At 70.6% G+C, this 14,234-nt stretch carries 17 protein-coding genes and 1 pseudogene; 10 read left to right on the top strand and 8 right to left on the bottom strand.

Features of this window, described 5'->3' with window-relative positions; translation table 11 throughout:
• Positions 1 to 63: 63 nt before the first annotated feature.
• From H8B08_RS08970 to H8B08_RS08960, 3 genes are read right to left on the bottom strand one after another with little or no spacing between them, the layout of a single operon-like run.
• On the bottom strand, positions 64 to 360 hold the full coding sequence (locus H8B08_RS08970; RefSeq protein ID WP_187449857.1) for a hypothetical protein: 297 nt from the start codon (positions 358 to 360) through the stop codon (positions 64 to 66).
• Between the two features lie 8 nt (positions 361 to 368).
• On the bottom strand, positions 369 to 1,130 hold the full coding sequence (locus H8B08_RS08965; protein ID WP_187449856.1) for an ABC transporter permease: 762 nt from the start codon (positions 1,128 to 1,130) through the stop codon (positions 369 to 371).
• A complete protein-coding gene (locus H8B08_RS08960) occupies positions 1,131 to 2,054 on the bottom strand; it encodes an ABC transporter ATP-binding protein (protein ID WP_187449855.1) in 924 nt (307 codons plus the stop codon). It abuts the gene before it with no gap.
• A 125-nt stretch (positions 2,055 to 2,179) separates the two neighbouring features.
• Between H8B08_RS08960 and H8B08_RS08955 the strand changes: the two genes are divergently transcribed.
• A complete protein-coding gene (locus H8B08_RS08955; RefSeq protein WP_187449854.1) occupies positions 2,180 to 2,506 on the top strand; it encodes a hypothetical protein in 327 nt (108 codons plus the stop codon).
• Here the strand turns inward: H8B08_RS08955 and H8B08_RS08950 are convergent.
• The 3 genes from H8B08_RS08950 to H8B08_RS08940 form a co-directional block, all read right to left on the bottom strand.
• Positions 2,503 to 2,676 (bottom strand): hypothetical protein, encoded by a 174-nt coding sequence (locus H8B08_RS08950; RefSeq protein WP_187449853.1) that lies wholly within the window; start codon positions 2,674 to 2,676, stop codon positions 2,503 to 2,505. The genes H8B08_RS08955 and H8B08_RS08950 overlap by 4 nt on opposite strands.
• A gap of 235 nt (positions 2,677 to 2,911) precedes the next feature.
• On the bottom strand, positions 2,912 to 4,669 hold the full coding sequence (locus H8B08_RS08945) for a tetratricopeptide repeat protein (RefSeq protein WP_187449852.1): 1,758 nt from the start codon (positions 4,667 to 4,669) through the stop codon (positions 2,912 to 2,914).
• A 58-nt stretch (positions 4,670 to 4,727) separates the two neighbouring features.
• Positions 4,728 to 5,045: a hypothetical protein gene (locus tag H8B08_RS08940; RefSeq protein ID WP_187449851.1), complete on the bottom strand. Its 318-nt coding sequence runs from the start codon at positions 5,043 to 5,045 to the stop codon at positions 4,728 to 4,730.
• Positions 5,046 to 5,320: 275 nt separating this feature from the next.
• Between H8B08_RS08940 and H8B08_RS08935 the strand changes: the two genes are divergently transcribed.
• The 4 genes from H8B08_RS08935 (at position 5,321) to H8B08_RS08920 (ending at position 9,298) form a co-directional block, all read left to right on the top strand.
• Positions 5,321 to 6,235 (top strand): class I SAM-dependent methyltransferase, encoded by a 915-nt coding sequence (locus H8B08_RS08935; RefSeq protein ID WP_187449850.1) that lies wholly within the window; start codon positions 5,321 to 5,323, stop codon positions 6,233 to 6,235.
• Positions 6,232 to 6,969: a pseudouridine synthase gene (locus H8B08_RS08930; RefSeq protein ID WP_187449849.1), complete on the top strand. Its 738-nt coding sequence runs from the start codon at positions 6,232 to 6,234 to the stop codon at positions 6,967 to 6,969. The genes H8B08_RS08935 and H8B08_RS08930 overlap by 4 nt, the downstream gene beginning before the upstream one ends.
• A 496-nt stretch (positions 6,970 to 7,465) precedes the next feature.
• On the top strand, positions 7,466 to 8,890 hold the full coding sequence (locus tag H8B08_RS08925) for a hypothetical protein (protein WP_187449848.1): 1,425 nt from the start codon (positions 7,466 to 7,468) through the stop codon (positions 8,888 to 8,890).
• 48 nt (positions 8,891 to 8,938) lie between these two features.
• Complete coding sequence (locus H8B08_RS08920) at positions 8,939 to 9,298, top strand: hypothetical protein (protein WP_187449847.1); 360 nt, start codon at positions 8,939 to 8,941, stop codon at positions 9,296 to 9,298.
• A gap of 28 nt (positions 9,299 to 9,326) precedes the next feature.
• Here the strand turns inward: H8B08_RS08920 and H8B08_RS08915 are convergent, their stop codons facing one another.
• Positions 9,327 to 9,617, bottom strand: a complete 291-nt coding sequence (locus H8B08_RS08915; RefSeq protein ID WP_187449846.1) for a sel1 repeat family protein — start codon at positions 9,615 to 9,617, stop codon at positions 9,327 to 9,329.
• Positions 9,618 to 9,869: 252 nt separating this feature from the next.
• Between H8B08_RS08915 and H8B08_RS08910 the strand changes: the two genes are divergently transcribed.
• From H8B08_RS08910 to H8B08_RS08900, 3 genes are all read left to right on the top strand, one after another.
• The gene (locus H8B08_RS08910) at positions 9,870 to 10,340 is read left to right on the top strand and encodes a hypothetical protein (RefSeq protein ID WP_187449845.1); all 471 of its coding nucleotides are present in this window, start codon (positions 9,870 to 9,872) and stop codon (positions 10,338 to 10,340) included.
• 235 nt (positions 10,341 to 10,575) lie between these two features.
• Entirely contained in the window at positions 10,576 to 11,823 is a 1,248-nt protein-coding gene (locus tag H8B08_RS08905; protein ID WP_187449844.1) for a Xaa-Pro peptidase family protein, read from the top strand.
• A gap of 90 nt (positions 11,824 to 11,913) precedes the next feature.
• Entirely contained in the window at positions 11,914 to 12,390 is a 477-nt protein-coding gene (locus H8B08_RS08900) for a hypothetical protein (protein ID WP_187449843.1), read from the top strand.
• 188 nt (positions 12,391 to 12,578) lie between these two features.
• On the opposite strand, the gene H8B08_RS08895 is transcribed toward H8B08_RS08900, so the two are convergent.
• A complete protein-coding gene (locus H8B08_RS08895) occupies positions 12,579 to 13,307 on the bottom strand; it encodes a glutathione S-transferase N-terminal domain-containing protein (protein ID WP_187449842.1) in 729 nt (242 codons plus the stop codon).
• Positions 13,308 to 13,481: 174 nt separating this feature from the next.
• Between H8B08_RS08895 and H8B08_RS08890 the strand changes: the two genes are divergently transcribed.
• On the top strand, positions 13,482 to 13,865 hold the full coding sequence (locus H8B08_RS08890; protein WP_187449841.1) for an RcnB family protein: 384 nt from the start codon (positions 13,482 to 13,484) through the stop codon (positions 13,863 to 13,865).
• A 130-nt stretch (positions 13,866 to 13,995) separates the two neighbouring features.
• Positions 13,996 to 14,234 (top strand): annotated as a pseudogene (locus H8B08_RS08885) (hypothetical protein); the annotation flags it as partial.

The raw sequence follows: 14,234 nt of genomic DNA, 5'->3' as shown, positions 1-14,234 counted from the left end.
GACGAAGAACTTTGCATCTTAAAGTGCAATCGTCAAGCTGGGAGAACGAGGGTCGGGCTACCGCTAGATCGAAGGCGCCGCGACCATGACGCCAATCAAAGCGAGCGCCACGGCAGTCACAAGGCGCAAGCCCCAAATCAGCAGGGAAAACACCGGATCCCGCAGCTCACGGTGCTCGCCCGTCCAGACGAACCGGATCGCATGCCAGCGGTCGAAGAAGCCCCAGGAGAAGAAGCGCGGCGCCCGCGCGCCCATCCTCGCCGCTCCTCCAATCGCTTCAAAGCGCAAGGCGACGAGCAGGCTGAGGCCCAAGAGCGGCAGCACCAAAAGCGGAAGGATTCCCTCCCCGTTGAGTGTCATGCTCGTCCTCACGCCTTCAGCCGGTACCCGGTCTTGAAGATCCAGCCGACGATCATCAGGCACAGCAGCAGGAATCCGCCGGTGGCCGCCAGGCTCCACCACACGCCCACGTCCGACACCCCGAAGAAGCTCCAGCGGAAGCCTGAGACCAGGTAGACGACCGGATTGAACAGGGTGATCTGCCGCCACGGCTCGGGCAGCATGTCGATCGAGTAGAACGCCCCGCCCAGGAAGGTCAGCGGCGTGACGATCAGCATGGGCACGATCTGCAACCGCTCGAACCCGTCGGCCCAGATGCCCAGCACGAAGCCGAACAGGCTGAAGGTCACCGCGGTCAGCACCAGGAAGCCGGCCATCCAGGCCGGATGGGCGATCTCGAACGGCACGAACAGCCGCGCCGTGGCCAGCATGATCGAGCCCAGGATCACCGACTTGGTGGCGGCCGCGCCGACATAGCCGATGACGATCTCGGTCGAACTGATCGGCGCCGACAGCACCTCGTAGATCGTGCCGGAGAACCTCGGCAGGTAGATCCCGAAGGAGGCGTTGGAGATGCTCTCGGTCAGGATCGACAGCATGATCAGGCCCGGCACGATGAAGGCGCCGTACGGGACCCCGTCGATGGCGACCATGCGCGAGCCGATCGCCGAGCCGAACACGATGAAGTACAGCGACACCGAGATCACCGGCGACAGGATGGACTGCATCAGCGTCCGCCAGGTGCGCGCCAGCTCGAAGAAGTAGATGGCTCTAATGGCGTGCAGGTTCACTTACCGCCCCCTCACCAGGTTGACGAAGATCTCCTCCAGCGAGGTCTCCTTCGTCTGCAGGTCCTTGAAGTCGACCCCGTGCGCGGCCAGCCGGCGCAGCAGGGCGGCGATGCCGGTTTCGTCGGCGTGGGCGTCGAAGGTGTAGACCAGCGACTGGCCGTCGCCCGACAGCTCCAGCGGCTCGCCCTCGAAGCCGGCCGGCAGGGCGGTGAGCGGCGCCTGCAGGTGCAGGGTCAGCTGCTTCTTGCCCAGCTTGCGCATCAGGACGTGCTTGTCCTCGACCAGGATCAGCTCGCCCTTCGAGATCACCCCGATCCGGTCGGCCATCTCCTCGGCCTCCTCGATGTAGTGGGTGGTCAGGATGATGGTGACGCCACGCTCGCGCAGGCCCCGGACCATCTCCCACATCTCGCGGCGCAGCTCGACGTCGACGCCGGCGGTGGGCTCGTCCAGGAACAGGATGTCCGGCTCGTGCGCCAGCGCCTTGGCGATCATCACCCGGCGCTTCATGCCGCCCGACAGGGTCATGATCTTGTTCTTGCGCTTGTCCCACAGGGCCAGGTCCTTGAGGACCTTCTCGAGGAACTTGCGGTTGGGGCCCTTGCCGAACAGGCCGCGGCTGAACTTCACCGTGTCCCAGACCCGCTCGAACATGTCGGTCGACAGTTCCTGCGGCACCAGGCCGATCTTGCGGCGCGCGGCCTTGTAGTCCGCGACCACGTCATGGCCGTCGGCCTGAACCGTGCCCGTGGTCGGGTTGACGATGCCGCAGACGATGCTGATCAGGGTGGTCTTGCCGGCCCCGTTCGGCCCCAGCAGGGCGAAGATCTCGCCCTTGCGGATCTCCAGGTCGACGTTCTTGAGCGCCTGGAAGCCGCCCTTGTAGGTCTTCGACAGACCCGAAACCGAGATGATCGGCTGCACGCGGCCCCCGTGTGTGACGCCCCGCCCTCAGATACCGGCGCTCCGTCGCGGGCGCTAGTGGCCGGAACCATCGGCCCCCTCCCTCGTTCGGCGCGGAAGGGGACGGGCTCCGTCAGGAGACCCGCATGCGCATCGCTTCATCCATCCTCGTCGCGGCCGCCCTGCTGGCGGCCAGCCCGGCGCTGGCCGTGCCGCCGGCCCGCTCGGACCAGATCAAGCAGGACGACGATCCCTATATCGCCGGACCGAGCACGCCGGAGCGCACGCTCCAGCCGCGCGAGCCGGCGCTGGAACAGACCACGCCCAGCCAGACCCGGCAGTTCGTCGCCCAGACCGACGACCAGGGCCGGGTGATCTCCAACGCGCCGATACCCGACACCCAGGCGAACCGGCAACGCTACGGCCAGCCGCTGTCCAACGCCGGGCGCCGCTCGCCGGCCAAGGGCAACTAGGGCCGCCGCCCCTCCCCACGCGGTTCGCCCGAGCCCGGGTCGGTGCGGGTCGGGCTCTCCTTCTGCGCCCGCGCGCCCTTCGGCTCGGTGGCCGGCCGCGGCGGCCCGCCGTCAGCCGACGGGCGCAGGTCCTCATTCTCGACTTCACGGTTCTTGGGGCGTTCGGCCATGGCGGGGCTCCTCTGTCGGGAGGGAACGCGTGACCGCCCAGGAGGTCGCGCCTCCCCTCCGTCATCCCGGCCGCAGCGGAGCGAAGCGCAGCGGAGAGCCGGGACCCAGCAAGCGCGACGCCGGTTGTCGCCCGCCTTCGCCGTGGTCAGGTCGAGCTTGCTGGGTCCCGGCTCTCCGGCCCGCTTACGCGGACCTCGGCCGGGATGACGGTGAGGATGCGGGGCAGAGATCGCGCTACAGCCTTTCCAGCTTCAGCCAGCCCGGCTCGCCCTTCCAGGCCTTGGCCAGCGCCGCCCGGCTCTGCGCCGCGCCGGCCTTGTCGCCGAGCGCCGTCTGGGCCTCGGCCAGGCCGTACAGCGCCCACGCGTCGTTCGGGTGGCGGGCCAGCACGGTCGTGAAGGTCTGCCTCGCGTCGGCCGCCCGGCCGGCCTTCAGCTGGGCGGCGCCCAGGGACTGGCCGACGGGGTAGTACCAGAACGGCGGCTCCATGTAGGGCACCTCGGCCTCCAGCTCGGCCGCCTTCTGGAAGTAGCCGACCGCGCGCTCGTAGGCGCCCTGCTGCATGGCCAGGCGCCCCCAGGCCACCTGCTCGGCCAGGCTCAGCAGGGTGCGCGCCGGGAAGCCGCCGGCCTCCATGACGGTGAAGTCGCTCCCGTCGCGCACCTTGCGCAGCTCGATCAGCTCCGCCTCGACGCCCTTCGGATCGTCCTTCAGCGCGTTGGCCACGGCGCGCGAATAGCGCCACATGCCGACCGCGTAGGGCAGCCGCGCGTCCGGGGCCGGCTGGGCCAGGATCTCCTGCGGCGGGCTGTACTGGGCGTAGGCGAAGGACGGCGCGGCCCAGATCGCCTGCACCCACGGCGCGCGCATCGCCGTCTCGACGTCCAGCACCGAGCGCAGGCGAGCCGCCTCCATGAGCGCCGCGTCGCGGTCGCCGGCCATCTGGGACGAAGCCACCAGGAAGTGCACGTTGTGCGGGTAGTAGCCGTAGCGATAGATCGCCGACTCCGGGTTGGCCTTGAAGAAGGCCTCGTCGGCGCGCACGGCCGCGAGGTTGGACTTATACGAGTCCTCGAACCGCCCGACCCGGTAGTAGATGTGGGCCGGCATGTGCACCAGGTGCCCGGCGGTCGGCACCAGCGGCTTGTTCAGCCGGTCGGCGTAGGGCTCGGCCCGTTCCGGCGTCTTCGACGCCTCCACCAGGTGGATGTACAGGTGGTCGGCCTGCGGGTGGCCGGGATTGCGCTTGAGCACCTGCTCGACCCGTTCGATGGCCCAGCCGGCCTCGCCCTTGGGCGTGACGCCGTCGGCCTCCCAGTAGGACCAGGGCTGGGTGTCCATCGCCGCCTCGGCCGCCATCAGCTGGATGTCGTCGTCGGCGGGAAAGCGATCGGCCGCCTGGCGCATGGCGGCCGAGAACGCCTTGTCCAGCGCGGCGCGATCGGCGTTCGGATCGAGCGAATAGCGGGTCTGCACCGCCTGGATCAGCGCCTGCTCCTGGGCGGTCGTCTTCGCGGCCAGGCTGGCGGCCTTCTTCGCCGCGGCGACGGCGCCGGGCGTCTCGCCGGCGTCCATGGGCGCGTTGATGTTGGGCCCGCGCGCCCAGGCCTCGCCCCAGTAGCACATGGCGCAGGTCGGGTCGGCGGCCTGGGCCTTGCGGAAGGAGCGGATCGCCGCGTCGTGGTTGAAACCGTAGGCCAGCATCAGGCCCTGGTCGAACCAGGCCTGGGCGTCGGGGCTGTTGGTGGTGATCTTCACCCGGGTCGGGCCGAGGTCGGGGATGCGCTGGATCTCGCCTCCCCCCGGCGCCTCCAGCGCGGCGGCCGCCGCCAGGCGCGCCCGCATGGCCGCGCCGCCGCCGCGCCCCGGCCCGCACATGGCCTGGGCCTGCTGGACGGGATCGAAGGGGTCGGCCGGTGCAGGCGCGCGCGCGGCGCCCAGCATCAAGCCCGCCGCCCCGGCCGCGGCCAACAGCCTTATCCGCCGTTCCATGGCGCGCCTCCTGTCGTCTCAGGCGAAACAACCGGACGCGCGCCGGAACGGGTCCGGATCAGAACAGCAGGAAGCCGTCGAAGGTCGGCAGCGGCGCCCCGAAGCTGCTGAACAACTGCGGCTGGCCGAACACCAGGCCGACGTCGGTCGGCGTGGGGAAGTCGACCGAGACGGTCACGACGTGCGAGGTCTGGTCGGCGAACTCCACCCCGCCGCCGACCAGGGGCGAGACCTCGGCGGTCACCTGCAGGTTGGTCACGGCCGGAATGGAGAAGCCGGGGACGACCGCGTCGGTGATCAGGGCCTGGCCCTGGTCGGAGAAGGATTGCACCGCCTCGCGTACGATCTGGCGGTCCTCGGCCTGGAAAAGGAACATCAAACTACTCCGGAATGCGTACCCGGCCGGGCCAACAGCCCAGGACGCTCCGGTGTTTCAGCGTCAGCGCACCGACCAAATCTCCCCCCGAGCGTCAGCGCTGGGGGGAGCAGGCGGCGTAGCCGCCGAGGGGGGGGGGCCAGCGGAGCGCGACGGCGCCCGTCCGGCCAAGACGAGCCCCCTCCGCCGCCTTCGGCGGTCCCCCTCCCCCACCGCTTCGCTCGGGGGAGGATTTCAGTCTATGACGGGCGCCCGCATTCACGAACGGACCGCCCGTGGCCGAGCCTGCTCCCCTACATGTCCTCTACGGCTCGCCGCCGCTGGAACTGGTCGATCCCGGCGCCGCCGTGCAGGTTTCGCCGCTGGCGCCAGGCGCCGCGCGGCTGGAAGATCTCGCCGACGGATCGCTGGAGGCCGCCACCCTGCTGGCCCCGCCCGGCACGGCCGAGCGCCGCTACGCCCTGGCCCACGCCCTGCGCGCGCTTAAGCCGGGCGGCCGGCTGACGGCGCTGGCCCCCAAGGACAAGGGCGGCTCGCGCCTGGGCAAGGAGCTGGCGGCGTTCGGCTGCCAGGTCAACGAGACCGGCAAGCGCCATCACCGCATCTGCGTCTGCGAACGCCCGGCCGAACCTGTGGGCGTCGCCGAAGCCATCGCCGCCGGCGCGCCCCGCTTCGTCGAGCGGCTGGGCCTGTGGTCGCAGCCCGGCGTGTTCAGCTGGGACCGGCCGGACCCCGGCAGCGCGCTGCTGCTGGAACGGCTGCCGGCGCTGGCGGGCCGCGGCGCCGACCTGGGCGCCGGCGTCGGCTTCCTCGCCGCGAAGATCCTGGCCTCGCCCAAGGTCGAGGCCCTCGCCCTGATCGATCTGGACCGCCGCGCCGTCGAGCTGGCCCGCCGCAACGTCGAGGACGCCCGCGTGACCTTCCGTCAGGCCGACGTGCGCTCAGGCGTCGGCCTGGAGGGCCTGGACTTCGTGGTCATGAACCCGCCCTTCCACGACGGCGGGGCCGAGGACAAGGCGCTGGGCCAGGCCTTCATCCGCCGTGCGGCCGAGGCGTTGAAGACCGGCGGCCAGCTCTGGCTGGTGGCCAACCGCCACCTGCCCTACGAGGCGGTGCTGAAGCCGCTGTTTTCCCGCGTCCGCCTGGACGTCGAGACCGGCGGCTTCAAGGTCTACGAGGCGCGCAAGTGAGCAAGACCCCGACGCTGCGCCTGGACCGCCTGCTGTCCAACCTGGGCTACGGCTCGCGCCGCGAGGTGCAGTCGCTCGTCCGCGCCGGCCGCGTGAAGCTGGACGGCGCCGAGGTCGAGGACGCCGACGACAAGATCGCGCTCACGCCCGACCTGCCGGCGCGCATGACCGTCAACGGCAAGCCGCTGGACCCGCCGCCGGGCCTGGCGCTGATGCTGCACAAGCCGCTGGGCGTCACCTGCTCGCACAAGGAAGCCGGGGCGCTGGTCTACGAGCTGCTGCCGGCGCGCTGGCGGCTGCGCGATCCGGCGATCTCGACCGTGGGCCGGCTGGACAAGGAGACCTCGGGCCTGCTGCTGCTGACCGACGACGGGGCCCTGCTGCACCGGATCATTTCGCCGAAGAGCAACGTCGCCAAGCGCTATCGCGTGACCCTGGACCGCCCGATGAAGGGCGACGAGGGCCAGGTCTTCGCCGCCGGGACGCTGATGCTGGAGGGCGAGGAGAAGCCGCTGCTGCCCGCCGAGCTGGAAGTCCTGTCCCCGACCGAGGCCCTGCTGACCATCCACGAGGGCCGCTACCACCAGGTCCGGCGCATGTTCGCGGCCGTGGGCAACCACGTCACCGCGTTGCATCGCGACCGGATCGGCGGGCTGGACCTGCCGAGCGACCTGCCGGCCGGCGAATGGCGGGTGATGGGCGAGGCCGACGTGGCGGCGGTGTTCGGCGGCTAGAGCTCAGCCGAGCCAATCCGGTCGGTGCTCAATCACCAAGAGCCCGAGCAACCCCCAAGCGCCTAGCCAGAGCACGGCCACCTCGACAAGGTAGATCCGGTCAGGTGAGGAAATCCGATGGGCCGCCCAGAGCGGCAGCACAGGCGGCGTGATCCAGAACAAGCAAAGGGCCGGGATAACTGCCCAGTCCCCAAAGACGGCGGCCGCCGGCTTAGCCACAAGCATCGCCGGAATGATTGCTGCAAGGGTTCCTAGCCCACCGGCCCAAGGGACAGCGAAGACGACGAACGCGGCAAAGAGCAGGGTCGATACGCTGCGCCAGGGGATAAGCATGACCGTACGGGAAATGGGTGGTTAGGCCCACAGTCCGCCAGACCTAGTTCAGGACACGTGAACGAGCCCTCCTCGCTCGCATAATGACGTTACCGTAAGTTGCGGCGCAGCTTCGCCCGCCGCATACGGGACCTAGCCGGCCCGCGCCGGCCGGGGGTCCGCCATGCGCTTCAGGTCCGTTCTCGTTTCCGCGCTGCTCACGCTGGGAGCCTGCGCCAGCGCGCCGAAGCCTGAGCCGGTCGACGTCGACGTCACCGTCTCGCCGGCCGCGGACGGGAGCTGGACCGCCGACTACCGCTTCGGAAAGTCCGCCCCGGCCTGGGCCTTCGCGCGGTCGGCCGTGACCGCCGCCGACAAGACGCCCTGGCGGGCTCAGGCCTGGACGGTCGAGACCCCCGGCGTCAGCCTCAAGCGCATCGGCCGCTACGACGTGCTGAGCGCCGACGGCGCGCCGCTGACCGGCGTGCGGATCCGCTTCAAGCCGTTCACCGAGGAGCTGGAGAAGGACTACCGCCCCACCCTGCAGTTCTCCGACGGCGGCCAGGCCCACTACACCAACCAGTTCGAGGTCGTGCCGCTGGCCAATGCGGCGGCCGCTGAAAGCCTGCCGGTCGACGTCGACAGCGAGATCATCCCGACCCGCTCGCGCCTGACCTTCGACGCGCCCGGCCGGCGCGCGCTCTACAACGGCGCGGTCCTGGACGGCCGCGTGGTCACCGGGGCCGGCTCGGGCGGCTACGCCTATTTCGGCGACGCGAAGGCGATCGAGACCGGCTCCCTGGCCGGGATCGTGGACCCGGGCATTCCGAGCTGGCTGCGCGACGAGCTCGACGACTACCTCCCAAAGCTGCTGGCCCAGCATACGCAGCGCCTCGGCGCGCCCGCCGCAGGGCGGCCGATGGTGTTCGCGGCCTGGGGCGGCGCGGCCCAGCCCGGCGTCAGCCTGAACGGCGGCGTGCTCGGCGGCCTGATGCAGATGGACCTGCGCGGCCAGCGCGTCCTCAATCCCGACAAGCCGGTGAAGAACCTGGCCCGCTGGTTCCTGGGCCACGAGACCGCGCACTTCTGGCTGGCCCAGACCCTGCGGGTCGAGACCGGCGCCGACAACTGGATGATGGAGGGCGGCGCCGACATCCTGGCCGTACGCGCGCTCGGCGTGCTGGCCCCCGACTACGATCCGACGCGCCGGCTCCAGGGCGAGGTCGACGACTGCCTGGGCCTGGTCGGGCCGAACGAGTCGCTGGCCGGGGTGCTGGAGCGCGGCGAACCGCAGGCCCAGTACGGCTGCGGCGCGGTGCTGCTGCTGGCGGCGGAGGCCGGCCTGCGCAAGCGCGAGCCCGAGGCCGACGCCTACACCTTCTGGCGACGGCTGATCGACGCCAACCGCGCGGACGGGGTGGTGACGGCCGACGAATGGCTGGAGGCCTTCGGCCAGGCCACCGGCGACGCCGAACTGACGGCCGAAACGCGCCGGTTCGTGACCGAGGGCGTCGCCGATCCGACGGCCTTCGTCGCGACGCTGTTTGCGCGCACGGGCGTGGCCCATAGCCTGGGTGCGGACGGAAAGATCAAGCTGGGCGCGAACTGAACCGGGCGCGGGCGCGGGGAGTTCAGCGACGAACCGCTGGAGAATACGATGGGACTACGTTTCGCCGCCGCGGCGCTGAGCCTGATCCTGCTGGCCGGCTGCGCGCCCACCGAAACGGCGGCGCCGAAGCCTGTGGCCGACTCCAGCGTGGATGTGGCCTCGTGCCAGGCCAAGGGCGGGACCGTGAAGCCGGTCTGCCGGCGGCAACTGCCGCAGTGCGTGATCGCCTACCCGGACGCCGGCAAGAGCTGCACCGACGGTTCGCAGTGCGCGGGCGACTGCCTTTACCAGGGGGACGCCGCGCCCGGGACGCCGGTCACCGGCCAGTGCCAGGCCGATTCTGATCCCTGCGGGTGCAAGACCCCGGTCGTCGGCGGCAAGGTCGGAATGGGCCGCTGCGTCGACTGACGCTGCAGTCGGCCCGTTTCCGTCAGGATTAGGCGCGCAGCGCGGTGACGCCCTGGTCGATCCAGCGGCGGGCGCAGCGCTGGGCCTCGGCCACGTCCTCGCGCTCCATCTCGGCGCTCAGTTCGCGGCGGTAGGCGACGGCTTCGACCGAGCCCATCATCGAGGCCAGGTTGAACAGCATGTGGGCCGAGACCCGGTCGAACGGCGCGCCGCCCTGGCCGGTCGAGTACATCATGCCCAGCTTGAGCAGTTCGTCGGCCGACATGGCCGGATGCGGAAGCGGCAGGCCTTTGGCCGGAAAATCGCTGACGTGCATCATCTTCTTGTCCTCCGCCGGCGCGCTTTCTGTGCGCCGGTTCCCTCATTGGATGAGACGATAAAAACGCCGGTACGTGAAACTAGGGTTAACGGCGAAATTCAGCACAAATATTTTCTGTAAAGCGAAGATGAATACTCGAACCGTGCTTAAGACTTGCGCAAGACGTCGGTAACGCTTCGTTCAGAACCCGCGCGCGGCCTCTCGGCGTTTCTAAGGGAATTCCACGCCTCGAGCCCGAAAGGAGCTTTGCCTATGGGACCGTCCCGACCCCTGGCCTGCGGCGCCCTGGCGGCCGCCGCGGCCCTCATGACCGGCTTCGCGCCGGCCGCCGCGCCCAGCGACGACGTCTGCGCCCTGCTGAGCGCGGCTGAGATGGGCCGTGTCATCGGCCGGCCGGTGGCCAGCGCGGTCAGCGGCGAGGACGAGAACGGCGACACCTGCACCTACGCGGTCACGCCCGACGGCCCGCGCGTCACCCTCACCCGGCCCGACGGCTCGTGGAACGACGCGGTGGCCGCGCGGAACGACAGCCCGCAGGACAATGTCTACGGCCTGGGCGCCGCGGCCCTGTGGGCCCCGAACGCGACGGACCTGCTGGTGCGCTCGCAAGGCGGCGCGATCGTTCTGGTGTCGATCGACGACGACGCGCGGGCCCTGCGCGGCGGCGACGCCAAGGGCGTGGCGATGGACGTCGCGCGGGCGGTGCTGGCGCGGATGAAGTAGCAGCTCGCCTTCCCTGCCCGTCATCCCCGACAGCGCGTCAGCGCTGATCCGGGACCCAGCAACTCGACTTCGAAGCTGCAGGCGAGCGGCATCACCCGCAGTTCTTGCTGGGTCCCGGCTCTCCGCTGCGCTTCGCTCCGCTCCGGCCGGGATGACGGTCAGATATTTGCTGGTGGAGTCGACGCCCCCTGCCCGCCCGCGCATAGTCCGCCCGCAAAGCTTCTGGGGGCGAGTCATGGTTTCGAGGCGGGGTCTGTTCGGGTTCGCGGGTCTGGCGCTGGCGGCGGGGCCGGCCCTGGCGGCGACGGAAGCCAAGCCGGACGTGAGCGGGCTGAAGTCGCTCACCACCAACGTCCAGCCGATCTCCAAGGCCGAGCGCGCCGCCCGCATCGAGAAGGCCCAGCGGCTGATGGCCGAGCGCGGCGTGTCGGCCCTGCTGCTCGAGCCGGGCTCGTCCATGACCTACTTCACCGGCGTGCGCTGGAACCGCTCGGAGCGGACCACGGCGGCGGTGATCCCGGCCAAGGGGGCCGTGGTGATCGTCACCCCGGCCTTCGAAGAGCCCTCGGTGCGCGAGAGCCTGGCCGTCGACGGCGAGGTGCGCCCCTGGAACGAGCACGAGAGCCCGTTCGAGCGCATCGCGCAGGCCTTGGCCGACGGCGGTGCGGGCTCCGGGACCCTCGCCGTCGAGGCCACGACCCGCTTCTTCATCGTCGAGGGCGTGCGCGCCGCCGCGCCCGGCGTCACCGTCACGTCGGGCGACCCGATCGTGCGCGGCTGCCGGATGATCAAGTCGCCGGCCGAGCTGGCCCTGATGCAGGCGGCCTCGGACGTGACCCTGGCGGCGCTGCGCTACGTCCACCCGCGGGTGAAGCCCGGCATGACCGCCGGCGAGATCGGCGCGATGATGAACGCCGCCACCGCCGCTCTGGGCGCCAGGCCCGACTTCGCCCTGGTGCTGCTGAACGACGCCTCGGCCTATCCGCACGGCTCGGAGAAGCCGCAGGTGGTGCGCGAGGGCGGCGTGATCCTGATGGACTGCGGCGCGGACGTGCACGGCTACCAGTCCGACATCTCGCGCACCTGGGTGCACGGGACGCCCTCGGCCAAGCAGCGCAAGGTCTGGGACACGGTCAAGCGCGGCCAGGAGATCGCCCTTGCGACCGCCAAGCTGGGCACGCCCTGCGGCGCCGTCGACGACGCCGTGCGCGCCTTCTACGAAAAGGAAGGCTGGGGGCCGGGCTACAAGCTGCCGGGCCTGTCGCACCGCACCGGCCACGGCATCGGCATGGACGGCCACGAGCCGTCCTTCTTCGTGCACGGCGACACGACCCCGCTCGCCCCCGGGATGTGCTTCTCCGACGAGCCCGGGATCTACATCCCCGGCGAGTTCGGCATTCGGATGGAAGACTGCCTCTACATGACCGAGACCGGCCCGAAGCTGTTCTCGGCCTTCGCCAAGTCGATCGACGATCCGATCTGAGGCGGCGCGGCCGTCTTCTCAGGGTTTCTCCCGATTTTCGCCTGAACGCCGCGGGCCGAAGGTGCGGGCTCTGACAAGGAGCCCGCGCCCATGTGGAATATCCGCTCCCTGGCCGCCGGCGCGGCCGTAACGGCCGCGGCCGCCCTGCTGACCGGCTTCGCCCCGGCGGCCCCGCCGGCTGGCGATGTCTGCCGTCTGGTCGACAAGGCGCAGATGAGCCGGATCATCGGCAAGCCCGTGGCCCTGGCCGAAGCCGCGGCCGACGACGGCGGCCCCTACTGCAACTACGGCGTCTCCGACGACGGCCCGTTCATCCGGGTCAGCCAGCTGAACGGCGACTGGGGGCAGATGGTCGGCGAGCTCAGCGACGAAGCGCAGGAGACCGTGGCCGACCTCGGCGCCGCGGCGGTCTGGACGCCGGACGACTACGCCCTGCTGGTGCGGGCCAGGAACGGCAAGATCCTGCGCGTGTCGCTGGACGACGACGACAAGTCCCTGCGTAGCGGCGACCTGAAGGGCGTGGCCGTCGACATCGCGAAGGCGGCGCTGAAGAGCCTGGGCGGCTAGCCTTCTCCCGGAGGGAGAAGGACGGAGCCCGCGCGCCGGAGGGCGAAAGCCCGAAGGCCTGCGCGGGAGGATGAGGGGTTACGGACCGAGGCGGCCTTGGCGCGCCAAGTCCTGATCCCTCCCGTATCCCACACCCTCTCACGCTTCGCGTGGGCCCCGCCCTCTCCCGACCGGGAGAGGGAATGGAGTCACCGTCCCCTTTGCCCGAACAGCACCGCGCGGGCCGCGTCGCCCTGCTTGCCGGCGTTGGACAGAGCGTTGTTGCGCAGCGCCTCGCCGACGGCCAGGCCGCGCTGGACGCCGTCGCGCTCGCCGACCCGTTCGAACCAGGCCTTCAGGTGCGCGAAGGCGTCCAGGTCCTGGCCCTGGTTCTTCCACGGCCGGATCCACGGGAAGATCGCCATGTCGGCGATCGAGTATTCGCCCGCCACGAAGTCCCGGTCGGCGAGGCGCTTGTTCAGCACCCCGTACAGCCGCTCGGTCTCGTTGGTGTAGCGGTTCACGCCATAGGCCAGCTGGCGCTGGTCCTTGATCATCTGCGGGGCGTACTGGCGGAAGTGATGGGTCTGGCCCGCCATCGGTCCGAGGCCGCCCATCTGCCAGAACAGCCACTGCTCCACCTCGGCGCGCTCGCGCGGGCTCTGGGGATAGAACTTGCCGGACTTGCGGCCCAGGTGCTGGAGGATGGCGCCGGACTCGAAGATCGACAGCGGCTGGCCGTCGCCCGCCCCGTCCGGGTCGACGATGGCCGGCATGCGGTTGTTGGGGGAGATGGCCAGGAATTCGGGCTTGAACTGCTCGCCGGCGCCGATGTTCACGGCCTTCAGCTCGTAGGGCAGACCCATTTCCTCCAGCGCGATGCTGATTTTCCAGCCGTTGGGCGTGGGCCAGTACCAGAGCTCGATCGGCGCGGTCATACAGTCCTCCATCTGCAACAGACGGCGATATGGATAGCGTCGAAGCCGGCCGCAACGGCTCAGCTCTCATGAACGCAGCCTGACAGCGGGCTCAGCGTCGGTTCAGCCTGAGAGGACGATAACGGTCCTCGGAAGCGGACGAAAAGGGTCCGCAAGGTAACCGAGGTGAGCGTCATGAAACGTCTTCTTCTCGCCGTCGCGGCCGTCACCGCCATCGCCGCCCCCGGCATGGCCCTGGCCGACAGCTATCGCGGCGATGGGGGTTACTACGACGGCCGTTACGACGGCGGCCGCTACGACGGCGGCCGCTACGACGAGCGCGACTACGGCGGCCGCTACGATCGCGGCGACTACGGTCGCTACGAGCGCGCCTACGCCCGCGAGTGGCGCCGTGGCGAGCGCCTCCCGCCGCGGTTCCGCGGCGAGTGGGTGAACTGGCGCCGGGCCGGCCTGCGCCCGCCGGTGGACCGCAACCACGCCTGGTTCCGCGTCGGCGGGCAGTTCGTGATGGCCAACGTCAACAACGGCCTGATCGCTGTGGCGATCTGGCGCCGCTAACCGAACGCGCCCTGCCCCGCTCGTTCAGGTTCGGTTCAGCCGCGGGGCGAAATAACGGCGATACGGCGGCGGAGCGGGGCCGTTTCGCCGGGCGGGTCCAGGACGGACCGCCCATTCAGGAGGACGGGATATGAAGCGTCTGATGCTCACCGGGCTCGCGGTCTTGGCCGTGGGCGCCCCCGGGGCGGCCTTCGCCCAGCCGGGCCGGGAAAACCCGCGCGCCGAGCAGCGCGACGAGCGCCCGGCTCGCGGCGACCGCAGCCAACGCACCCAGCCGACCCGCGACGACCGCGGCGGCCGGCCCGGCGGCGGCGACCGCCAGAGCGGCGGCGGCCAGACCGCCGGTCGCGGCGACGGCCGTTGGGACGG

It is taken from the genome of Caulobacter sp. 17J80-11 (assembly GCF_014349105.1).
Lineage (GTDB): Bacteria > Pseudomonadota > Alphaproteobacteria > Caulobacterales > Caulobacteraceae > 17J80-11.
Note: the sequence above shows the minus strand (reverse complement) of the source record. Positions and strands in the feature narration are given on the sequence as shown.

Coding starts and splice junctions, on each gene's coding strand:
- H8B08_RS08970 (WP_187449857.1), bottom strand. CDS start 360: ATGACACTCAACGGGGAGGGAATCCTTCCGCTTTTGGTGCTGCCGCTC.
- H8B08_RS08955 (WP_187449854.1), top strand. CDS start 2,180: ATGCGCATCGCTTCATCCATCCTCGTCGCGGCCGCCCTGCTGGCGGCC.
- H8B08_RS08950 (WP_187449853.1), bottom strand. CDS start 2,676: ATGGCCGAACGCCCCAAGAACCGTGAAGTCGAGAATGAGGACCTGCGC.
- H8B08_RS08945 (WP_187449852.1), bottom strand. CDS start 4,669: ATGGAACGGCGGATAAGGCTGTTGGCCGCGGCCGGGGCGGCGGGCTTG.
- H8B08_RS08940 (WP_187449851.1), bottom strand. CDS start 5,045: ATGTTCCTTTTCCAGGCCGAGGACCGCCAGATCGTACGCGAGGCGGTG.
- H8B08_RS08925 (WP_187449848.1), top strand. CDS start 7,466: ATGCGCTTCAGGTCCGTTCTCGTTTCCGCGCTGCTCACGCTGGGAGCC.
- H8B08_RS08920 (WP_187449847.1), top strand. CDS start 8,939: ATGGGACTACGTTTCGCCGCCGCGGCGCTGAGCCTGATCCTGCTGGCC.
- H8B08_RS08915 (WP_187449846.1), bottom strand. CDS start 9,617: ATGATGCACGTCAGCGATTTTCCGGCCAAAGGCCTGCCGCTTCCGCAT.
- H8B08_RS08910 (WP_187449845.1), top strand. CDS start 9,870: ATGGGACCGTCCCGACCCCTGGCCTGCGGCGCCCTGGCGGCCGCCGCG.
- H8B08_RS08905 (WP_187449844.1), top strand. CDS start 10,576: ATGGTTTCGAGGCGGGGTCTGTTCGGGTTCGCGGGTCTGGCGCTGGCG.
- H8B08_RS08900 (WP_187449843.1), top strand. CDS start 11,914: ATGTGGAATATCCGCTCCCTGGCCGCCGGCGCGGCCGTAACGGCCGCG.
- H8B08_RS08895 (WP_187449842.1), bottom strand. CDS start 13,307: ATGACCGCGCCGATCGAGCTCTGGTACTGGCCCACGCCCAACGGCTGG.
- H8B08_RS08890 (WP_187449841.1), top strand. CDS start 13,482: ATGAAACGTCTTCTTCTCGCCGTCGCGGCCGTCACCGCCATCGCCGCC.